Source organism: Streptomyces populi (genome assembly GCF_002911015.1).
GTDB lineage: Bacteria > Actinomycetota > Actinomycetes > Streptomycetales > Streptomycetaceae > Streptomyces > Streptomyces populi.
Map to the genome: position 1 here is coordinate 21604 of NZ_KZ626918.1, position 17313 is coordinate 38916.

Here is a 17313-nt window from a genome sequence, read left to right on the forward strand (position 1 = left end):
GCGGGCCCAGGGAACCAGAGAGCCAGGCAGGCCCGGGGAACCCGAAAACCCGGGAACCCGGGCGGGCCCAGAGAGCCAGGCAGGCCCGGGGAACCGGAGAACCAGGCGGGCCCGGGGAAACCGGAGAGCCGGAGGGCCCGTGCGCACGGAGGCCCCGGTGAGGCCCGAGGTCTTCAGCGCCGGACCGCTCCGGCGCTGAAGATGTCGAGGGTCCCCGGTGTCCGGACAGGGGCGAGGAAGCCGCGCCGCCCCGCGGGGCGGCGCAAGCGGACGGCTGTCGCGGGGCGGTGCCGGCGGGCGGCGCTCACAGGGGAGCCCTGGTGCCCGGCCGGCGGCCGGGCCCCGGCGCCCAGCCGGTCGTCACGCGCCGGCCGGCTGCCTGACGTTCGCCCGTACCCACTCCACGATGGACACCGTCGTCGCGCCCGGAGTGAAGATCTCCGCGACGCCCTTCTCCTTGAGGGGGGCGATGTCCGCCTCGGGGATGATGCCGCCGCCGAAGACCTTGATGTCCTCGGCCTCGCGCTCCTCGAGGAGCGCGATGACGGCCGCGAAGAGCGTGTTGTGGGCACCGGACAGGATGGACAGGCCGATCGCGTCGGCGTCCTCCTGGATCGCGGTGTCGACGATCTGCTCCGGGGTCTGATGAAGCCCGGTGTAGATGACCTCCATACCGGCGTCGCGCAGCGCCCGCGCGATCACCTTGGCCCCACGATCGTGGCCGTCGAGCCCCGGCTTGGCCACCACCACGCGGATCGGACCGGCTGCCACACCCATCACTGCCTCCATGAACGAACTACTTCAACCTGCAACCGACGAAAACTGCCGCCACACGACCCCGACGGCCACCGCGGACGACGACCGACGGCCGATCGGTCGTTCACCGACCGGTCGGCACCGACCACCCGCTGTCACCGGCAAGTGCCTGTCGACCGCGCCCACTACTGACCATCGACACATATCGCTCAGTTTTCCGCTCGCCACACCGGATCACCGATCGCACCAAGCGGCACAGGCGTCCCGGGCCCTTTCGGCCCGGGAAGTGAACGAACGTTATCGCCAGCATCCCGCAACCGGCAGTTTCGCGGTGGAGACCGAGGGGGAAATCACACACTGGGACAAGTTCGCCGCGCACGGTTCCGTATCGCGGCACTGGCGCCGCAGGGAGCTGCGGCGTACGGGCCACGGCCGGAGCGGGCGCAAGAAGAGCCGCGACCAGGTGGCCGCACCACCGCGTCGTCAGCGGGACGGCGTGGCGCTGGGGCACATCGGCGACGGCACGACAGCGGGGAGCGAGGCCGGGCAAGAGGACCACGGGAAGACGAGGACGACTCCACGCCACGACACGACGCCGGCGCAGCCAGCGCGGCGGACCGTCGGGGAGCCGGGGTCGGCGTCGTGTTCCGCGCCCTTCGGCCGAGCACTCCACAGCGTCACCGGTGTCGCACGCCGTGGACGCGCCGTCGGCCGCCGCCGTCGCCGACCTCACGGCTTTCCACTAGGGCACACGGGGGACGGAGTGGTCCTCCCGCGTGCCGACTGGAGGTCGGCCATGAAGGTCACCGAGGCTGCGTCGCCCTTTCTGCCCCTGTGCCAGCGCCTGTTTCCGACGAGACTGGCGGGGCTCTCGATGGCCCTGCTGAAGGCGACGGCCCTGGAACTGGCGATCCTCGCCGGGCACCTCCTCCTCTATCCCTCCGGCATCACCCAGGAACGCCGCACCGGACACCCGCTCCCCCCGCCCGACGTCGCCGCCAAGCTGCCCACCGAGGCCAAGCCCCCGGTCGTCCTGCTGCACGGCTTCATCGACAACCGCTCCGTCTTCCTCCTGCTGCGCCGCAACCTCGCCCAGCACGGCAGGCAGCACATCGAGTCCCTCAACTACTCGCCGCTGACGTGCGACATCCGTACGGCGGCGGAGCTGCTGGGCCGGCACGTCGAGGAGATCTGCGAGCGCACGGGCCACGAGCGGGTGGACATCGTCGGACACAGCCTCGGCGGGCTGATCGCGCGCTACTACGTGCAGTGCCTCGGCGGAGACATCCACGTCCGTACGCTCGTCACGCTCGGCACCCCGCACTCGGGCACCCGCGTCGCGCCCTTGATGAACGCCCACCCGATCGTGCGTCAGATGCGCCCCGGTTCCCCGGTGATCGAGGAACTGACCGGCCCCGCTCCGGGCTGCCGTACACAGTTCGTCAGCTTCTGGAGCGATCTCGACCACCTGATGGACCCGCTGGAGACGGCCTGTGTCGAGCATCCCGACCTGCTCGCCCAGAACGTCCGCGTGAGCGGCGTCGGCCATCTCGCGCTGCCCGTGCACCCGGCCGTCGCGACCGGGATCCGGCAGGCGCTCGACATCGAGGTGCCGGGGTCCCGCGCCGCGGCCCGGAACGGCGGCGGCCTCACCGTGGCATGAGGACGGCGCGGAGCGGTCCGGGGGAGGTCCGACGCCTGTCCGAGGACCCTCCCGCACCTCCAGGATTTCGAACACTTATCGAACGCCAGGCCAAACCCTTCCCCGTCCTCCCCCGAAACACGGCCGAATGCCCGTTTCCTGTGAGGGGGAAACCTGCCGAAGATTGTCGCGCCCGCATACCGCCGGGTACAGTCGCCGCACTGCTCTGCCAGCCCCTGTTGTCGAGGCGAAAGAGAAGTTGGTGAATGACCGTCACCCGTCGGGAATCGTGACTCCCCCGGCTCCGGCTTCCGACGCCGCCTCGGCGCTCTACGGCGCGCAAGAAGCCCAGTACGGCGACTTCACCGCGTACGGCGACTACTCCGCCACGGCTTTCGACCCGGGCGCGAACGCCGCCGCCACAGGCACCTGGTCCGGCACCGACTTCACCGGCGACCCGCTCTTCGGCACCACGCCGGGCGGAATCGGCGCCGGCGCGTACGACGCCATGCAGTGGAACGCCGGGGGCCAGCAGCTGGGCTACGACCCGTACGCGGGGCAGCACACCGGCTACGACACCGGCGCCCACGACGCGACGGCCTGGACGAACGGCTATCAGCAGCTCGCCGACATCCCCGCGCAGTACCCGGGTCCCGACGCCTCGGGCCAGTGGGACGCGAACGCCTGGGTCCAGCCCGAGCAGCCGCTCGACGGAACCCAGCAGTGGACCGTGCCGACCCAGGGGACGGGCGCCTACGACGCCACGCAGTGGAACAGCCCCTCGGGCCAGGACCCGTACCAGGCGTACGAGCACCCGGCGACCGAGGTGTACGAGCAGCCGCAGACGGAGTCCGAACCGTACGCCCACGAGCTCACGCAGCTCGACATGACGTACGAGGGACCGTCCGACCGGACGGACCCGGTCCCCTTCGACCAGCAGGCGACCGCGACCTTCGACCAGGCGGTCCACGATCGGCCCGCCCCGGACGAGGACGAGTTCGACGCGGCCGGGGACCTCGCGGACGCGGACGGCTCCGACGACGCCTACGACCCGTACGCCGAGGGGCACGAGAGGCCGCTGCTCGACGGCGTGGAAGAGGTCACGCCGGTCCGGCGTCCCGCGACGCGGAGCGCTTCCCGGTCCCGGCGCCGCAGCCCCGCGAAACGTTCCGCTCTGCTGACCGTCGCGGTGCCCTCGGCCTGTGTGATGGGGGTCGCGGGGATCGCCGCCGCCTCCGTGGGCGGTGTCGGCGGACTCGGCGGGAACGACTCGAAGGACACGACGGCCAGCGCCTCCGAGGCGACCGCGGTGAAGCCGTCGGCCGCCAACCTCAAGCTGGACAGCCAGCTCCAGAGCCTCTCCGCGGGCGCGGACGACTTCGCCGACCGGGCGAGCCGGACGCAGGAACGCATCGACCTCAAGGCCCAGCAGGCGACGGAGAAGAAGAAGGCGGCGGAGGCGGCGGCCCGCAAGGAGCGGCTGCGCCCGAAGTTCCTCCTTCCCGTGTCGCAGCAGGGTCTCAGCGCCTACTTCGGCCAGGCCGGCGTCAACTGGATGTCCGTGCACACGGGCATCGACTTCCCCGTCTCCTACGGGACGCCGGTGATGGCCGCGACCGACGGGACCGTCCGGACGCAGTGGAACAGCGCGTACGGCAACATGATGATCGTGACCGCGATGGACGGTACCGAGACGTGGTACTGCCACCTCTCCACGTACAAGGTCCCCTCCGGCACCACCGTCAGGGCCGGTGACCAGATCGCCTTCTCCGGGAACTCCGGCAACTCGACCGGCCCCCACCTGCACTTCGAGGTCCGCCCGGCCGGCGGTTCGGCGATCGACCCCCTGCCGTGGCTGCGCAGCCACGGTCTGGATCCCACGTAGAACGGCTCAGGGGCGCGACCGGCCGCCGGAACGACGCCTGACCGCGAGATCCCGGCCGGTCGAGGGTCCTTCGCGGCGCCGCCACGATCCACCGCCGCGGTCCGTCGGCGCGGCCCGTCACCGCGGGACCGTTCGCGCGAGCGGATCACGCGAACGGTCCCGCGGGACTACAGCTTCTCCACCGGCGCGTACCGCAGCAGCAGCCGCTTCGGCTTGGGCTCCCCGAAGTCGACCGTCGCCTCCGCGTTCGCGCCCGTCCCCTTCACACCGACGACGGTGCCGAGGCCGAACTGGTCGTGCGTGACCCGGTCCCCGACGGCCAGCGAGACCACGGGCTTCTCGCCGGCAGCGCGGCGGGTGGCGAACCCCGAGGCACCCGAGGCCGCGGACCGCGAGCGCGAGGAGGAGAGGGAGGCGGCGACACCGGAGACCGGACCGGCGGGCCTGGGCGCCGTCGCCCCCGTGCGCTTCCAGTCCAGATGGGTCGCCGGGATCTCCTCCAGGAAGCGGGAGGGCGGGTTGTACGAGGGCTGCCCCCAGGCGCTGCGCATCGAGGACCGGGTGAGGTAGAGCCGCTCACGCGCGCGCGTGATGCCGACGTACGCGAGGCGTCGCTCCTCCTCCAGCTCCTTGACCTGTCCGAGCGCGCGCATGTGCGGGAAGACGCCGTCCTCCATGCCGGTCAGGAAGACCACGGGGAACTCGAGGCCCTTGGCGGTGTGCAGGGTCATCAGGGTGATGACGCCGTTGCCGTCCTCCTCGTCCGGGATCTGGTCGGAGTCGGCGACGAGCGCGACCCGCTCCAGGAACGCGGCGAGCCCGGGCGGGGTCTCGCCCTCACCGGTCTCCTGCTCGAACTCCAGGGCGACGGCGGCGAGTTCCTGGAGGTTCTCGATCCGGGTCTCGTCCTGCGGGTCGGTCGACGCCTGCAACTCGGCGAGATAGCCGGTGCGTTCGAGGACGGCCTCCAGGATGGTCGCCGGGCCCGCACCGGACTCGACGATCGTGCGGAGGTCCTCCATGAGCGTGTTGAACCGCTTGACCGCGTTGGTGGAGCGCGCGGCCATGCCGTAGGCCTCGTCGACGCGGCGCAGCGCCTGCGGGAAGCTGATCCTCTCGCGCTGCGCCAGGGCGTCGATCATCGCCTCGGCGCGTTCGCCGATGCCGCGCTTGGGCACGTTCAGGATGCGGCGCATCGGGACCGAGTCCTCGGGGTTGGACAGCACCCTGAGGTACGCCAGGACGTCCCGGACCTCCTTGCGCTCGTAGAAGCGGACACCGCCGACGACCTTGTACGGCAGGCCGACGCGGATGAAGACCTCTTCGAAGACACGGGACTGCGCGTTCGTGCGGTAGAAGACCGCGACGTCGCCCGCCCTGGCCTCGCCCGCGTCCGTGAGGCGGTCTATCTCGTCGGCGACGAACTGGGCCTCGTCGTGCTCGGTGTCCGCGACGTAGCCCGTGATGTTCGAGCCCGCGCCCGCGTTGGTCCACAGGTTCTTGGGGCGGCGGGACTCGTTGCGCTCGATGACCGCGTTGGCGGCGGACAGGATCGTCTGGGTGGAGCGGTAGTTCTGCTCCAGGAGGATCGTCGTCGCGTTCGGGTAGTCCTCCTCGAACTGGAGGATGTTGCGGATGGTCGCGCCGCGGAAGGCGTAGATCGACTGGTCCGCGTCACCCACGACGCACAGCTCCGCCGGGTCCGGGCCGTACGCGCCGGACGAGCCGCCCGCCGGGGGCTCGGAGGTCCCCACGAGCTCCCGGACGAGCGCGTACTGCGCGTGGTTGGTGTCCTGGTACTCGTCGACCAGGACGTGCCGGAAGCGGCGGCGGTAGTGCTCGGCGACGTCCGGGAAGGCACGCAGCAGATTGACCGTGGTCATGATCAGGTCGTCGAAGTCGAGCGCGTTGGCCTCGCGCAGCCGCGACTGGTACATCGCGTACGCCTGGGCGAGGGTCTTCTCGAACCCGTCGGCGGCCCGGGCGGCGAAGTCCTCCTCGTCGATCAGCTCGTTCTTCAGGTTCGAGATCTTGGCGCTGAACGACTTCGGCGGGAACCGCTTGGGGTCGAGGTCGAGGTCACGGCAGACGAGCGCCATCAGACGCTTGGAGTCGGCGGCGTCGTAGATCGAGAACGACGAGGTGAAGCCGAGCGTCTTGCTCTCGCGGCGCAGGATGCGGACGCAGGCGCTATGGAAGGTCATCACCCACATCGCGTTGGCGCGCGGGCCCACGAGCGCCTCGACGCGCTCCTTCATCTCGCCGGCGGCCTTGTTGGTGAAGGTGATCGCCAGGATCTGGCCGGGGTGGACGCCGCGCTCACCGAGCAGGTGCGCGATGCGGTGGGTGAGCACGCGCGTCTTGCCGGAGCCGGCACCGGCCACGATGAGCAGCGGGGAGCCGGAGTGCACCACGGCCGCGCGCTGGTTCTCGTTCAGCCCGTCCAGCAGGGCCGCCGGGTCCACGGCGGGCCTGGGCGCACCGTCGCGGTAGTACGCGTCCCGGTCCGGCGGCACGTCGAACTTCCCGCCGAACAGATCGTCCGGAACCGGCTCCGGTACGTGATCGTCCTCGGGCGGCGGCGGGGGTTCGTCCTCATGGGCCGCGGAGGGCTGGAGGGCCGCCAGGAAGCTGTCGTCAAAGAGGCTGCTCATCGCTCTCCGAGTCTAGGCCGCCCCACCGACAGCCCGCCGCCGCCTCGAGAACTCGACCGGAAGTGTGACAAGGGTCCCGGCGGACGGCCCCGGGACGGCGACCCTCCGGTCACGGCGCCTCACACCCGGTGACCGTACGGTCCCGGAAGGTCACCCGGGGCAAGGACGGGTCGGCGGGGCGCCGAGAGCGGGGTCCGGCCGCCCGGCCACCCGGAGCGGGAGCCGGGCCGACGGAACGGGCCGCCCGGAGAGCGGACCGGACCGGCGGACCGGACCGGCGGGGCGAGACCGTCCGGCGTCGGGCCCGAGAGTCCGGGGCCCGACCGTCCGGCGCCGGGGCCCGGGGCCGGGGGTTCACGGCCGGCTCGCGCCGCCACACACGTGCCACGACAGGGTCGGGAACGGAGCGCGCGGCAAAGGTCACGAAAATGTATCGGACATATCGTGCATCAACCTTCACACGGGCCACACCAGTTGGCTAGCGTGCCGGAAGGCCGCTCGACCGCGACCGGCGAACCTCGCCGGGCCGGGCGGCCTCCGCCGAGTCCGGCACGCCCGCGGGGCCGCCGGAACCGGGGACCCACCGACCTCGGGGTGAATCGGTCCCACTGCCTCGCGGGGCGGTGAGACCGTAGGGCAACCTTCCGGAACCGTCCGCCCGAACCCTCCCCCACAGCCTGAACGGCGTGGGGGTACCCCCACCGCCAACTCGGTAGGCGGACGACGGAAGGAGTCGCCTCTCTTGGCGTCACACCGCAAGGCGCGCCCCTCGGGTGCGCGCATCGCAGGCATACGGACCCCGGCCCTCGCCACGGCGGCCCTCACCTCCGTGGCCCTGCTCTCCCAGACGGCCAACGCCGCCCCCTCGGCCGAGCCCAGGCCCAGCATCGAAGAGGTCTCCAAGAAGGTCGACGCCCTCTACCACCAGGCCGAGACCGCCACCGAGAAGTACAACGCGACCCGGGAGAAGACCGCCGAGCAGCGCAAGCGCGTCGACACCCTGCTCGACGACGTCGCCCGGCGCACCGACAAGCTCAACTCCGCGCGCGAGGAACTGGGTTCGTTCGCCGCGGCGCAGTACCGCACCGGGGCCGCCGCGCCCGACACCGCGACCCTGCTGCTCGCGGACAACCCGCAGGACTACTTCGACCAGACCCAGCTCATGAGCCGGCTGACGACCCGCCAGAAGGCGGCCGTCGACGACTACGTCACGGAGCAGGCCGCCACCACCAAGAAGCGGACGGAGGCCACCCGGAGCCTGGAGTCGCTGACCGCCACGCAGAAGGAGCTCAAGACCTCCAAGGCCACGGTGCAGCGGAAGCTCGCCGAGGCCCGCGACCTGCTCTCGAAGCTGAACGCCGAGGAAAAGGCGCGACTGGCGGCGATCGAGAAGAAGAAGCAGGAGCAGGCCGCGGCCAAGGCGGCGGAGCTGGCACGGCAGCAGGCCGCGGCCGAGAAGGCCGCCGAGGAGCAGTCGTCGTCCGGCACCGCGACCGGATCGGCCTCCGGGTCGTCGTCGGGGTCGACGGCCACGGACTCCCCGTCCACGCCCTCGTCCTCGTCGAAGGCAGCCGAGGCGCTCGCGTTCGCCCGCGCGCAGATCGGCAAGCCGTACGTCTGGGGCGCCACGGGCCCGGACTCCTACGACTGCTCGGGCCTGACCCAGGCCGCCTGGAAGGCCGCCGGCGTCAGCCTCCCGCGCGTCACCTACGACCAGGTGAACGCCGGCACGACGGTCCCCCTCTCCGACGCCCGGCCCGGCGACCTGGTCTTCTTCTACGGCGACATCAGCCACGTCGGCCTCTACATCGGCGGCGGCATGATGATCCACGCACCGAAGCCGGGAGCGTACGTCCGCGAGGAATCGATCTACTACGACGGCACCTCGGCGATCCACAGCGTGGTGCGCCCCGCGTTCTCACCCCCGCCGCGCGCGCCCCGCCCGCAACCGCTCCGGAGATCCCTAGCATCGGGCGCATGCCAGACACACCGGACATGCCGGACGCCATTCCGCTCCGCGCCTGGTGGACGGGGTGGGCGCCCGCCGCCGGGGCCGCCGTCATGGCCACCGGCATCCTCTCGACCGGGCTGCACCTGACCGGCCACGAGCCCCTCTCCCGGATCGCGTTGTTCCTAGCGTCGCTCGCCTGGATCGGGCTCGCCTCGGACTTCCTCGCCCGGCTGGTGGGCGACCGGGAGCAATGGGCGCGGCGGGCCGGCACGCCCGCCGGGCTCGACGCGGTCGCGGCGACCACCGTGCTCGGCACCCGGTTCTCCCTCCTGGGGTGGCGGGGGCTCGCCGAGGTCCTGCTCGCGCTGTCGGCCGCGCTCTGGCCGGTCCTGCTCCTGGCCGTCCTGCGGCGCTGGCGGCGCCGCATGACGGGAGAGGTGTTCCTCGTCTGCGTGGCCACGCAGGGGCTCTCGGTCCTCGGGGCGACGATCGCCACCGAGGCGGCCTCGGACTGGCTCGCGCACGCCGCGATGGCGCTGTACTGGGTGGGGATCGCGCTCTACGTGCTCTCGCTCGCGTACTTCGACCCGTGGGAGGTGAGGAAGGGCGCCGGGGACCACTGGGTGGCGGCGGGCGCGCTGGGCATCTCGGCGCTGGCCGGGGCGGGACTCGTCGTGGCGCGCGACGCGGATCCGTACCTGTGGAACAACGACGACCAGGGCGTCCTGCGCGCCACGACCGGCGCGCTGCTCGTGCTCGCCCTCGTCTGCTACGTCCTGCTGGCCGTGGCGGAGGTGGTGTGGCCGCGCCCCCGGTACGACGTGCGGCGCTGGTCGTCCGTGTTCCCGATGGGGATGACGGCGGTGGCGACGCTCGCGGTCGCGGCCGCCCTGGACGTCTTCCGGCTCAAGGGGCCGGGACAGGTGCTGCTGTGGATCGCGGTGGCCGCGTGGCTCGCGACGGCCGCGGGCACCGCCCTCGCCTTCAGGTCCGCCGTGCGGGACCGGGGGCGCTGATCAGGTCCACAGAGCCGATCAGGTCCACAGGACGGCGATGAAGACGTTCGTGACGGTCAGCAGCCCGACCAGGCCGAAGAGGCGCTTGTCCACCGTCTCGTCGTCCCGCTTCACGTAGACGAGCCCGAGGATCACGATCAGCAGGGCCAGCTTCACACCGATCTTGACGGTGTTGACCGTGCCGCCCTCGGCCTGGTTGAGCCCGACCAGGGCGACCCCGGTCACCAGCATGGTCAGCGCGCCGTGCAGCATCGCCGGGACGAAACGGACGGTGCCCTCTCCCATCGCCTTCATCTGGGTGAAGAAGCCGCCGAGGAGCGCGGCGATGCCGATGATGTGCAGGCCGACGAAGAGATGAATGAGTACGTCCATGGGGCCGGAGCCTAACCACACCCCCAGCCGGCCCTCCCGGCCGGGGCCGCCCCTCCGGCCGGGCCGGTTCCCCGAACACCTCCGCCCGCCGGACCACCCCACCCCTACCCTCCGCCCGCCCGGCGCCCCTTTCCCACCGGACCCCCCTTGCGCCGCGGCCCCCGCCGCCACTCCCCCGTCACCCGACCATCGCGCGTCACCCATAGCACCGGCACCGCGCGAACCGTCCGGGATTCGCCGCATCGGTCATCACCCCGCGGGAAGCCGGTGGTGTGCGGCCAGGAAATTGACCACATACGGTCTCTCGGCGATCCAATGGCGATAGTTCCGTACATAGCGTTACCAACAGCGCGCTCGCAGGTTTAGCGTCCTCCACCAGGTGACCGGCTCCCCACCACCGTCCGGGCCAGGGACGGCAGTCGGGCACCACCGCCGAGAAGGTCCGGCGGCGGCACGCTCCCCCTGTGAGCCGCCGCCGGACGTGTCACCGCTTGACCGCACCTCAAGGGCGGTCGCACGGAAGGATGTGGGCCCTCGTGGCAGCGCACCGCAAGGCCAGACAGCGCTCGATCGGCGGAAACACGGCCCGCACGGCAATCACCATCGCCCTCGCGGGCGCGGCGACGGCCACCGGCTTCGACGGGGTCGGGCACGCCGACCCCCAGCTGTCCCCGGCACAGGTGAAGGCCCGGGTCGACAAGCTGTACCAGGAGGCGGAGGCGGCCACCGAGAAGTACAACGGCGCCAAGGAGAAGGCCGACCAGGCGGAGACGAACCTGAGCAAGCTCCGCGACGAGGCGGCCCGCCGGGAGGACCGGCTCAACTCCGCGCGGGACGCGCTGGGTTCGATGGCGGCGGCGCAGTACCGCAGCGGTGGACTCGACCCCGTGGTGCAACTCGCGCTCTCCGACCGCCCCGAACGGTACCTGGAGGGGGCCGCGTTCGCCGAGCGGGTCGGCACCCGGCAGTCGGCGGAGATCGACGGGGTACGCGAACAGCTCCGCGAGCTGGAGCAGTTGCGCGAGGAGGCCCACACCGAACTGTCGACGCTCAAGGCACGGCAGACCGAGCTGAAGCGGCAGAAGAAGACGGTCAACGAGAAGCTCACCGCGGCACGCCGGCTGCTCGACCGCCTCACTCCGGAGCAGCGCACGCAGTACGTGGAGCGGGGCGGCGCGGACGACCGGCAGCACGTCTCGCGCGACGCCCGCGACCCCGCACCGGTCCCGTCGTCCGGGACGTCCGCCGCCGGAACCGGCTCCGGCGTCGCGGCGCCCGACTCCCGTGCGGCGGCCGCCATCGCCTACGCCCGCTCGAAGCTCGGCAGCCCCTACGTCTGGGGCGCCACCGGCCCCGACGCCTTCGACTGTTCCGGTCTCGTCCAGGCCGCGTACCGCTCCGCGGGCGTCTCCCTGCCCCGCACGACCTACTCCCAGATCAACACCGGGCAGCGGGTCTCCCTCTCCGAACTCCAGCCCGGCGACCTGGTGTTCTTCTACCCGGGCGTCACGCACGTGGGCATCTACATCGGCAACGGCCAGATGATCCACGCCCCGAATCCGTCGGCGCCCGTACGGGTGGCCCCGATCACCGAGATGCCCCTCGTGGGGGCCGCCCGGGTCGCCTGAACGCCGGGGTCAGACCAGCCGTCGCGCCGTGGCCCAGCGGGTCAGCTCGTGACGGTTCGAGAGCTGGAGCTTGCGCAGGACCGCCGAGACGTGCGACTCGACCGTCTTGACGGAGATGAACAGCTGCTTGGCGATCTCCTTGTACGCGTACCCCCGGGCGATGAGGCGCAGGACCTCGCGCTCGCGCTGGGTGAGGCGGTCCATGTCCTCGTCGACGGGCGGGGCGTCGGTGGAGGCGAAGGCGTCGAGGACGAACCCGGCGAGGCGGGGGGAGAAGACCGCGTCGCCGTCCTGGACGCGGAAGATCGAGTCCACGAGGTCCGTGCCGGTGATCGTCTTGGTGACGTACCCCCGGGCGCCGCCGCGGATCACGCCGATCACGTCCTCCGCGGCGTCCGACACGGACAGCGCGAGGAAACGGACCGGCTGCTCGGCGTCGGCCATCAACGGAGCGCAGCGGCGCAGCACTTCGACGCCGCCGCCACCGGGAAGGTGGACGTCGAGGAGGACGACCTCGGGCCGGGTGGCCGTGATGACCGTGACCGCCTGGTCGACGTCCGCGGCCTCGCCGACCACTTCGACGCCGGTCCGCCCGGTCTCCCCGATCTCGGCCTGGACGCCCGTACGGAACATACGGTGGTCGTCGACGAGCACCACGCGCACCCGGCGCCCGCCCTCGGTGCCGGCCGCGGGGGCCTCCCCGGTCGAACCGCCGGACTCCACAGGCTCGTTCGTGTCGCTCATGACGTTTTCTCCGCCCTCTCCATCTCCAGTTCGACCTCCGTGCCGCCGTCGGGCACCGCGCGCAGCCGCGCCGTGCCGCCGTTGCGCTCCATGCGGCCGATGATCGATTCTCTGACGCCCATGCGGTCGGCGGGTATCGCGTCGAGGTCGAAGCCGGGACCTCTGTCGCGGACGGACACGAAGACCGTCCTGCCCTCGACCTCGGCGTAGACCTGCACGGCGCCGCCCTCGCCACCGTACTTGGCCGCGTTCACCATCGCTTCCCTCGCCGCCTGCATCTGCGCGGTCAGGCGGTCGTCGAGCGGGCAGTCGCCCACCACGACGACCTCGATGGGAACGCCGTGCTTGTCCTCGACCTCGGCGGCATAGCCGCGGACCGCCTCGGCGACGGTGTCGGGCTCCTCGTCCTCGTCCTTGCCGCTGCCGTCCGGCTTGTAGAGCCAGGCCCGCAGATCGCGTTCCTGGGCGCGGGCGAGGCGCCGCACCTCGTTCGCGTTCTCCGCGTTGCGCTGGATCAGGGTCAGGGTGTGCAGCACCGAGTCGTGGACGTGGGCGGCGACTTCGGCCCGCTCCTGCGCGCGGATGCGCATCAGGCGCTCCTCGGAGAGGTCCTGGGTCATCCGGATCAGGTAGGGGCCCGCGAGCAGCGCGATACCGACGAGGACCGCGAGCGCGGCCTGGAGCACCGAGCCGAGGTGGGCCGCGGAGCCCTGGAGGACGAAGATCCCGGAGACACCGGCGGTGACGAGCAGCACGCCCGCCGCGGACCGCAGCAGCGTGAGCGTACGGCGACGGCGGCCGACCTCCGCCCAGCGGGCCCGTCGCGCGTTGTCCGCCTGGCGCCAGACCAGGGCGACGCCCGCGCCGACGAGGACCGTGGGCCACAGGTACGCCTTCGTGCCGCCGCCGAGGTTCACGTTGCCGACGAAGACCATGGCCACGACGACCATGAGGAGCAGGGCGACGATCTGGCCCTTGTCCGGCTTGCGGGCCACGAGTCTGCGGCGGCCGTCGGGCGAGGTCTCGGTGGTGAACGCGGGCGTACGGCCGGATCCGACGCCGCCGACCCCGAGCGGCACGAAGAACCAGAACGCGGCGTACAGCAGCGCGCCCAGCCCGTCCGCCATGAACAGTCCGACGAACACCAGCCGCACCCAGACCACGGGCAGCCCGAGATGCCCGGCGAGCCCTCGCGCCACGCCCCCGAGCCAGCGTCCGTCGCTGCTTCGGTAGAGCTTGCGCGGGGGCCGCGGGTCGTCGGTGGTCATGGCTACGGCTTCCGGCATGCCATCGATGTTCACACGCCCGGCGTACCGGAGCATCAGGGTCGGCCCCGGATACTCCCCTGATCTTCAGGAACCGGCGTTCGAACGGCCCCCGCCCTCCCCTCAGGGCGGATATCAGGGTTCGGCCAGGGTCATCCCGACTGCCGCCGCGCCGTCCCGCCCGTCACCATGGACGCATGACAGATCAGCAGCACGCGGCGACGGAGCCGGACCCCGGCACCGCTCCGGGTGACGAACCGCGCGCTCACGGGGAAGCGTCCGCCGCGCGGCCGGCGGACGCCACCGCCGACGCCTCCTCCGAGGTGCCGCGCAGGTTCCGGCGCGACCGTCGGCAGAAGATGCTCGGCGGGGTGTGCGCCGGGCTCGGCCGGCAGTGCGACATGGACCCGGTGATCTTCCGCATCGTGCTTGCGGTGCTCGCCGCGACCGGCGGCATCGGCCTCATCTTCTACGGCTTCGCGTGGCTCTTCGTCCCGTACGACGACGAGGAGGAGAACGAGGTCCGCAAGCTGCTCACCGGCCGCGTCGACGGTCCCGCGCTGACCGCCGTGCTCTTCGCCCTGGTCGGCTGCGGAGTGTTCCTGTCCATGCTCAAGAACGGCGGCGTCCTGACGTTCGCCGTCGTCCTGTCCCTGCTGCTGGCGGGCGCGGGCTACTGGTCGCAGAACCGCGGCGCCGCCGACCCGGACCCGCTGGCCGCGCAGGCCGCAGCCGACGCCCCGCCGGAGGCGAAGGCCCCGCCCGTCCCCGCCTCCTATCCCTCCTGGTGGCGTGACCCGATCGTCAAGGACGGTTCGCACGTCGGCGGCACCGGTTACATGTGGGGCCCGACGGAGACCCTCGACCGCGACGTGGCGGCCGCGACGAGCACCGCCCGCGGCACGTCCCGCACCGGCCCGCGGACGCAACGGGAACCCGGACAGCGCGGCCCCCGCCCCGTAGGAGGCCGGATCTTCCTGCTCGCCCTCCTCGCGGGCGGCCTCACCACCGGTCTGAACTGGCACGACCGGGCGCTCGGCACCAGCCTCCAGGCCGGACTGTCCGTCGCGCTCATCGTGTTCGGCCTGGGCATCGCCGTGAGCTCCTTCCGCGGCCGCACGGGCGCGGGAACGGTCTTCCTGGCGGTGATCACCGCAGGCCTCCTCGCGGCCTCCGCGGCCCTGCCGAAGGACATCGGCACGCACTGGGTGCGGACGACCTGGGCTCCGGCGACCGCGGCCGACGTGAGGACGAGTTACGACCTGGGCACGGGAGTGGGCACCCTCGACCTCAGCCGTGTCGACCTCGCCCGGGGACAGACGGTGAAGACGAACGCCGAGGTGGGGGCGGGCCGACTGAAGGTGATCGTCCCCAAGGACGTGACCGTGCGGCTGACCGTCGAGGTGGGCGTCGGAGACATCCAGCTCCCGGGTGACGACAAGAAGGACGTGGACGTGGAACCGGGCAAGCACAAGCAGGTGACCCTGCCGCCGACGGCGGGCGGCAAGGACGGGGGCACCCTGGATCTCGACCTCCAGGTCGGTGTCGGCCAGGCGGAGGTGGCCCGTGCCGCGTCATGAGTTCCAGCCCGGAAAGCTCGTGGTGGGGCTCTTCCTCACCGCCGGGGGCATCGCCTACGCCGGGGACGCGGCCGGCTGGTGGGAGACCGAGTGGTTCGCCGTCATCCCGGTCGTCTTCGTCGGCCTCTGCCTGGCGGGCGCCGTGGCAACCGTGAACCACGCCGTCCGCAGACGCCGTGCGGCCCGGAGGCCGTCCGGCCTGAACTCCTAGGGCGTGGCGGCGACTTCGGGACCGCCCCAGGCACCTGTCGGTAGGGTTCCCCTTTGCCGGGAGGTCGGGAGGTCGGGAGGACGCGGATGGCCGCACAGGAGCACGTAGACAGGTCGCGCGGCCAGGTCTTCGGCGAGGTGGCCGAGCTGTACGACGCCACCCGCCCGGGATATCCGGACGAACTGGTCACGGAGGTGCTGGCGTACGCGGCCCTGGGCGACCGCACGGCGCTGGAGGTCGGCGCGGGCACCGGGAAGGCCACGGTGGCGTTCGCCGCGTCGGGAACCGGGTTGGTGTGCGTCGAACCCGACCGGCGCATGGCCGAGGTCCTGCGCCGCAACACCGCCTCCTGGCCGGGGGTCGAGGTGCTGGTCCGTCCCTTCGAGCAGTGGCGGCCGGACGGCCGCCGCTTCGGCCTCGTCCTCGCCGCCACGTCCTGGCACTGGCTCGACCCCGGGCGGCGCTGGGACCTGGTCCACGAGGCCCTCGCCCCCGGCGGCGCGGTGGCGCTGTTCTGGAACCTCCAGGGTGTCCGCGACGCGGGGCTGCACGCCGCCCTGAGCGAGGTCGACCGCCGGCACGGGATGGTGAACACGCCGCACGGCGAGCCGGCGTCCTCGTTCGGCGAGGTGCCGGGCGACTGGGGCGCGATACCCGGCTCCTGGCCGGAGGACGAGTGCCGGCGCGACGGCCGCTTCACCGACCTGCGCGCGTCCCGTTTCCGCCGGAACCGGCACTACGACACCGATCGGTACGTGGGGTACCTGGCGTCACTCTCCGGCTTCCGCGTCCTGCCCGCCGACCGGCGCGAACGGGTCCTGGCCGAGACGGCCCGGGTCCTGGACGCGCACGGCGGCGGCATCGACATGGACCACCTGAGCGACCTGTTCCTCGCCCGCTCGGGGCGTCAGTAGGCGCTCCGGCGCCGTCGCCTGATCACGGCGTCCAGCGACCAGTAGGACGCCCCGGCCAGCACGAGGGGGGTCCAGCAGAACAGGTACGGGAGATCGTTGCCGTAGTAGTACGGGTCCGAGGCCCAGCTGACGGTCAGCCACAGGCTGAGCGAGATGAGCGCCCCGCCGAGCGCGGCGAGACGGGCCCACAGACCGATCAGGGTGCCGATCCCGACGGCGAGCTCACCGAGCGCGATGGCGTAGCCGAAGCCGACGGGGTTCTTCAGGGACAGGTCGACGAGGGCCGGTATGGCGGCGGAATCACGCACCCCGCGCATCATGTCGCCGATCGAGCCCGAACCGGAGGCCTTCATGAAGGCGCTGTCCGTGAGTTTGTCGAGGCCGGCGTAGACGAAGGTGACGCCCAGGAAGATCCGCAATGGCAGCAGGGAGTAGCGGGTCGCGGTCTCCCGCCAGTCCCGTCGCTCCCCCAGATGCTGGGTGTGAGTCTCCGTCCGCATACCGTGAGTCATCGCTCTCCGCCACCTCTCACCCGTGTGCCGTTGGCCACTCACCAGACCATACGTACGAATCGGGTCCCCTACTCACCCCCCGGAACCCTTTTCGCCCCGACCTTCCGGCCCCCCTGGCCCCTGGCTCCGGCACAAGCCTTCTTCGCCCCCTCCGCCCCTCCCCTTCCCGTACCGGGGGCTCCG

13 protein-coding genes and 1 pseudogene are annotated in these 17313 nt (G+C 72.0%); 8 read left to right on the forward strand and 6 right to left on the reverse strand.

Annotation, left to right across the window (positions count from 1 at the left end):
- Window positions 1–360: 360 nt before the first annotated feature.
- The gene (locus CW362_RS30390; protein ID WP_103552819.1) at window positions 361–777 is read right to left on the reverse strand and encodes a coenzyme B12-dependent isobutyryl CoA mutase small subunit; all 417 of its coding nucleotides are present in this window, start codon (window positions 775–777) and stop codon (window positions 361–363) included.
- 775 nt (window positions 778–1552) lie between these two features.
- Between CW362_RS30390 and CW362_RS30395 the strand changes: the two genes are divergently transcribed.
- Window positions 1553–2419, forward strand: coding sequence for an esterase/lipase family protein (locus CW362_RS30395; RefSeq protein ID WP_103552820.1), 867 nt, complete (start codon window positions 1553–1555; stop codon window positions 2417–2419).
- 127 nt (window positions 2420–2546) lie between these two features.
- On the forward strand, window positions 2547–4283 hold the full coding sequence (locus tag CW362_RS30400; protein ID WP_103552821.1) for a M23 family metallopeptidase: 1737 nt from the start codon (window positions 2547–2549) through the stop codon (window positions 4281–4283).
- A gap of 167 nt (window positions 4284–4450) precedes the next feature.
- On the opposite strand, the gene pcrA is transcribed toward CW362_RS30400, so the two are convergent.
- The gene (gene pcrA, locus CW362_RS30405) at window positions 4451–6937 is read right to left on the reverse strand and encodes a DNA helicase PcrA (RefSeq protein ID WP_103552822.1); all 2487 of its coding nucleotides are present in this window, start codon (window positions 6935–6937) and stop codon (window positions 4451–4453) included.
- A 742-nt stretch (window positions 6938–7679) separates the two neighbouring features.
- On the opposite strand from pcrA, the pseudogene CW362_RS30410 reads away from it, so the two are divergent.
- A pseudogene (locus tag CW362_RS30410) lies at window positions 7680–8852 on the forward strand (C40 family peptidase); the annotation flags it as partial.
- Window positions 8853–8998: 146 nt separating this feature from the next.
- Window positions 8999–9904, forward strand: a complete 906-nt coding sequence (locus CW362_RS30415; RefSeq protein ID WP_240658116.1) for a tellurite resistance/C4-dicarboxylate transporter family protein — start codon at window positions 8999–9001, stop codon at window positions 9902–9904.
- Window positions 9905–9922: 18 nt separating this feature from the next.
- Here CW362_RS30415 and CW362_RS30420 read toward each other — a convergent pair whose 3' ends face one another.
- Window positions 9923–10276, reverse strand: coding sequence for a hypothetical protein (locus CW362_RS30420; protein ID WP_103552824.1), 354 nt, complete (start codon window positions 10274–10276; stop codon window positions 9923–9925).
- A 536-nt stretch (window positions 10277–10812) separates the two neighbouring features.
- Between CW362_RS30420 and CW362_RS30425 the strand changes: the two genes are divergently transcribed.
- Window positions 10813–11904 carry a C40 family peptidase gene (locus CW362_RS30425; protein ID WP_103552834.1) on the forward strand — a complete coding sequence of 364 codons (1092 nt, stop codon included), beginning with the start codon at window positions 10813–10815 and terminating at the stop codon, window positions 11902–11904.
- Between the two features lie 9 nt (window positions 11905–11913).
- Here CW362_RS30425 and CW362_RS30430 read toward each other — a convergent pair whose 3' ends face one another.
- Both CW362_RS30430 and CW362_RS30435 read right to left on the reverse strand, forming a co-directional pair.
- Window positions 11914–12648, reverse strand: a complete 735-nt coding sequence (locus tag CW362_RS30430) for a LuxR C-terminal-related transcriptional regulator (RefSeq protein WP_103552825.1) — start codon at window positions 12646–12648, stop codon at window positions 11914–11916.
- Window positions 12645–13970: an ATP-binding protein gene (locus CW362_RS30435; protein ID WP_103552826.1), complete on the reverse strand. Its 1326-nt coding sequence runs from the start codon at window positions 13968–13970 to the stop codon at window positions 12645–12647. The genes CW362_RS30430 and CW362_RS30435 overlap by 4 nt, the downstream gene beginning before the upstream one ends.
- A 140-nt stretch (window positions 13971–14110) precedes the next feature.
- On the opposite strand from CW362_RS30435, the gene CW362_RS30440 reads away from it, so the two are divergent.
- From CW362_RS30440 to CW362_RS30450, 3 genes are all read left to right on the forward strand, one after another.
- Window positions 14111–15493: a PspC domain-containing protein gene (locus tag CW362_RS30440; RefSeq protein ID WP_103552827.1), complete on the forward strand. Its 1383-nt coding sequence runs from the start codon at window positions 14111–14113 to the stop codon at window positions 15491–15493.
- Window positions 15480–15704 carry a hypothetical protein gene (locus tag CW362_RS30445; RefSeq protein WP_103552828.1) on the forward strand — a complete coding sequence of 75 codons (225 nt, stop codon included), beginning with the start codon at window positions 15480–15482 and terminating at the stop codon, window positions 15702–15704. The genes CW362_RS30440 and CW362_RS30445 overlap by 14 nt, the downstream gene beginning before the upstream one ends.
- A gap of 86 nt (window positions 15705–15790) precedes the next feature.
- Window positions 15791–16618 carry a class I SAM-dependent methyltransferase gene (locus tag CW362_RS30450; RefSeq protein ID WP_103552829.1) on the forward strand — a complete coding sequence of 276 codons (828 nt, stop codon included), beginning with the start codon at window positions 15791–15793 and terminating at the stop codon, window positions 16616–16618.
- Here the strand turns inward: CW362_RS30450 and CW362_RS30455 are convergent.
- A complete protein-coding gene (locus tag CW362_RS30455) occupies window positions 16612–17130 on the reverse strand; it encodes a DoxX family protein (RefSeq protein WP_103552830.1) in 519 nt (172 codons plus the stop codon). The two genes, CW362_RS30450 and CW362_RS30455, sit on opposite strands and share 7 nt — an antisense overlap.
- Between the last annotated feature and the right edge of the window lie 183 nt (window positions 17131–17313).

Coding starts and splice junctions, on each gene's coding strand:
- CW362_RS30415 (WP_240658116.1), top strand. CDS start 8,999: ATGGCCACCGGCATCCTCTCGACCGGGCTGCACCTGACCGGCCACGAG.
- CW362_RS30390 (WP_103552819.1), bottom strand. CDS start 777: ATGGGTGTGGCAGCCGGTCCGATCCGCGTGGTGGTGGCCAAGCCGGGG.
- CW362_RS30455 (WP_103552830.1), bottom strand. CDS start 17,130: ATGACTCACGGTATGCGGACGGAGACTCACACCCAGCATCTGGGGGAG.
- CW362_RS30400 (WP_103552821.1), top strand. CDS start 2,547: ATGCCCGTTTCCTGTGAGGGGGAAACCTGCCGAAGATTGTCGCGCCCG.
- CW362_RS30430 (WP_103552825.1), bottom strand. CDS start 12,648: ATGAGCGACACGAACGAGCCTGTGGAGTCCGGCGGTTCGACCGGGGAG.
- CW362_RS30435 (WP_103552826.1), bottom strand. CDS start 13,970: ATGCTCCGGTACGCCGGGCGTGTGAACATCGATGGCATGCCGGAAGCC.
- CW362_RS30450 (WP_103552829.1), top strand. CDS start 15,791: ATGGCCGCACAGGAGCACGTAGACAGGTCGCGCGGCCAGGTCTTCGGC.
- pcrA (WP_103552822.1), bottom strand. CDS start 6,937: ATGAGCAGCCTCTTTGACGACAGCTTCCTGGCGGCCCTCCAGCCCTCC.
- CW362_RS30395 (WP_103552820.1), top strand. CDS start 1,553: ATGAAGGTCACCGAGGCTGCGTCGCCCTTTCTGCCCCTGTGCCAGCGC.
- CW362_RS30440 (WP_103552827.1), top strand. CDS start 14,111: ATGACAGATCAGCAGCACGCGGCGACGGAGCCGGACCCCGGCACCGCT.
- CW362_RS30420 (WP_103552824.1), bottom strand. CDS start 10,276: ATGGACGTACTCATTCATCTCTTCGTCGGCCTGCACATCATCGGCATC.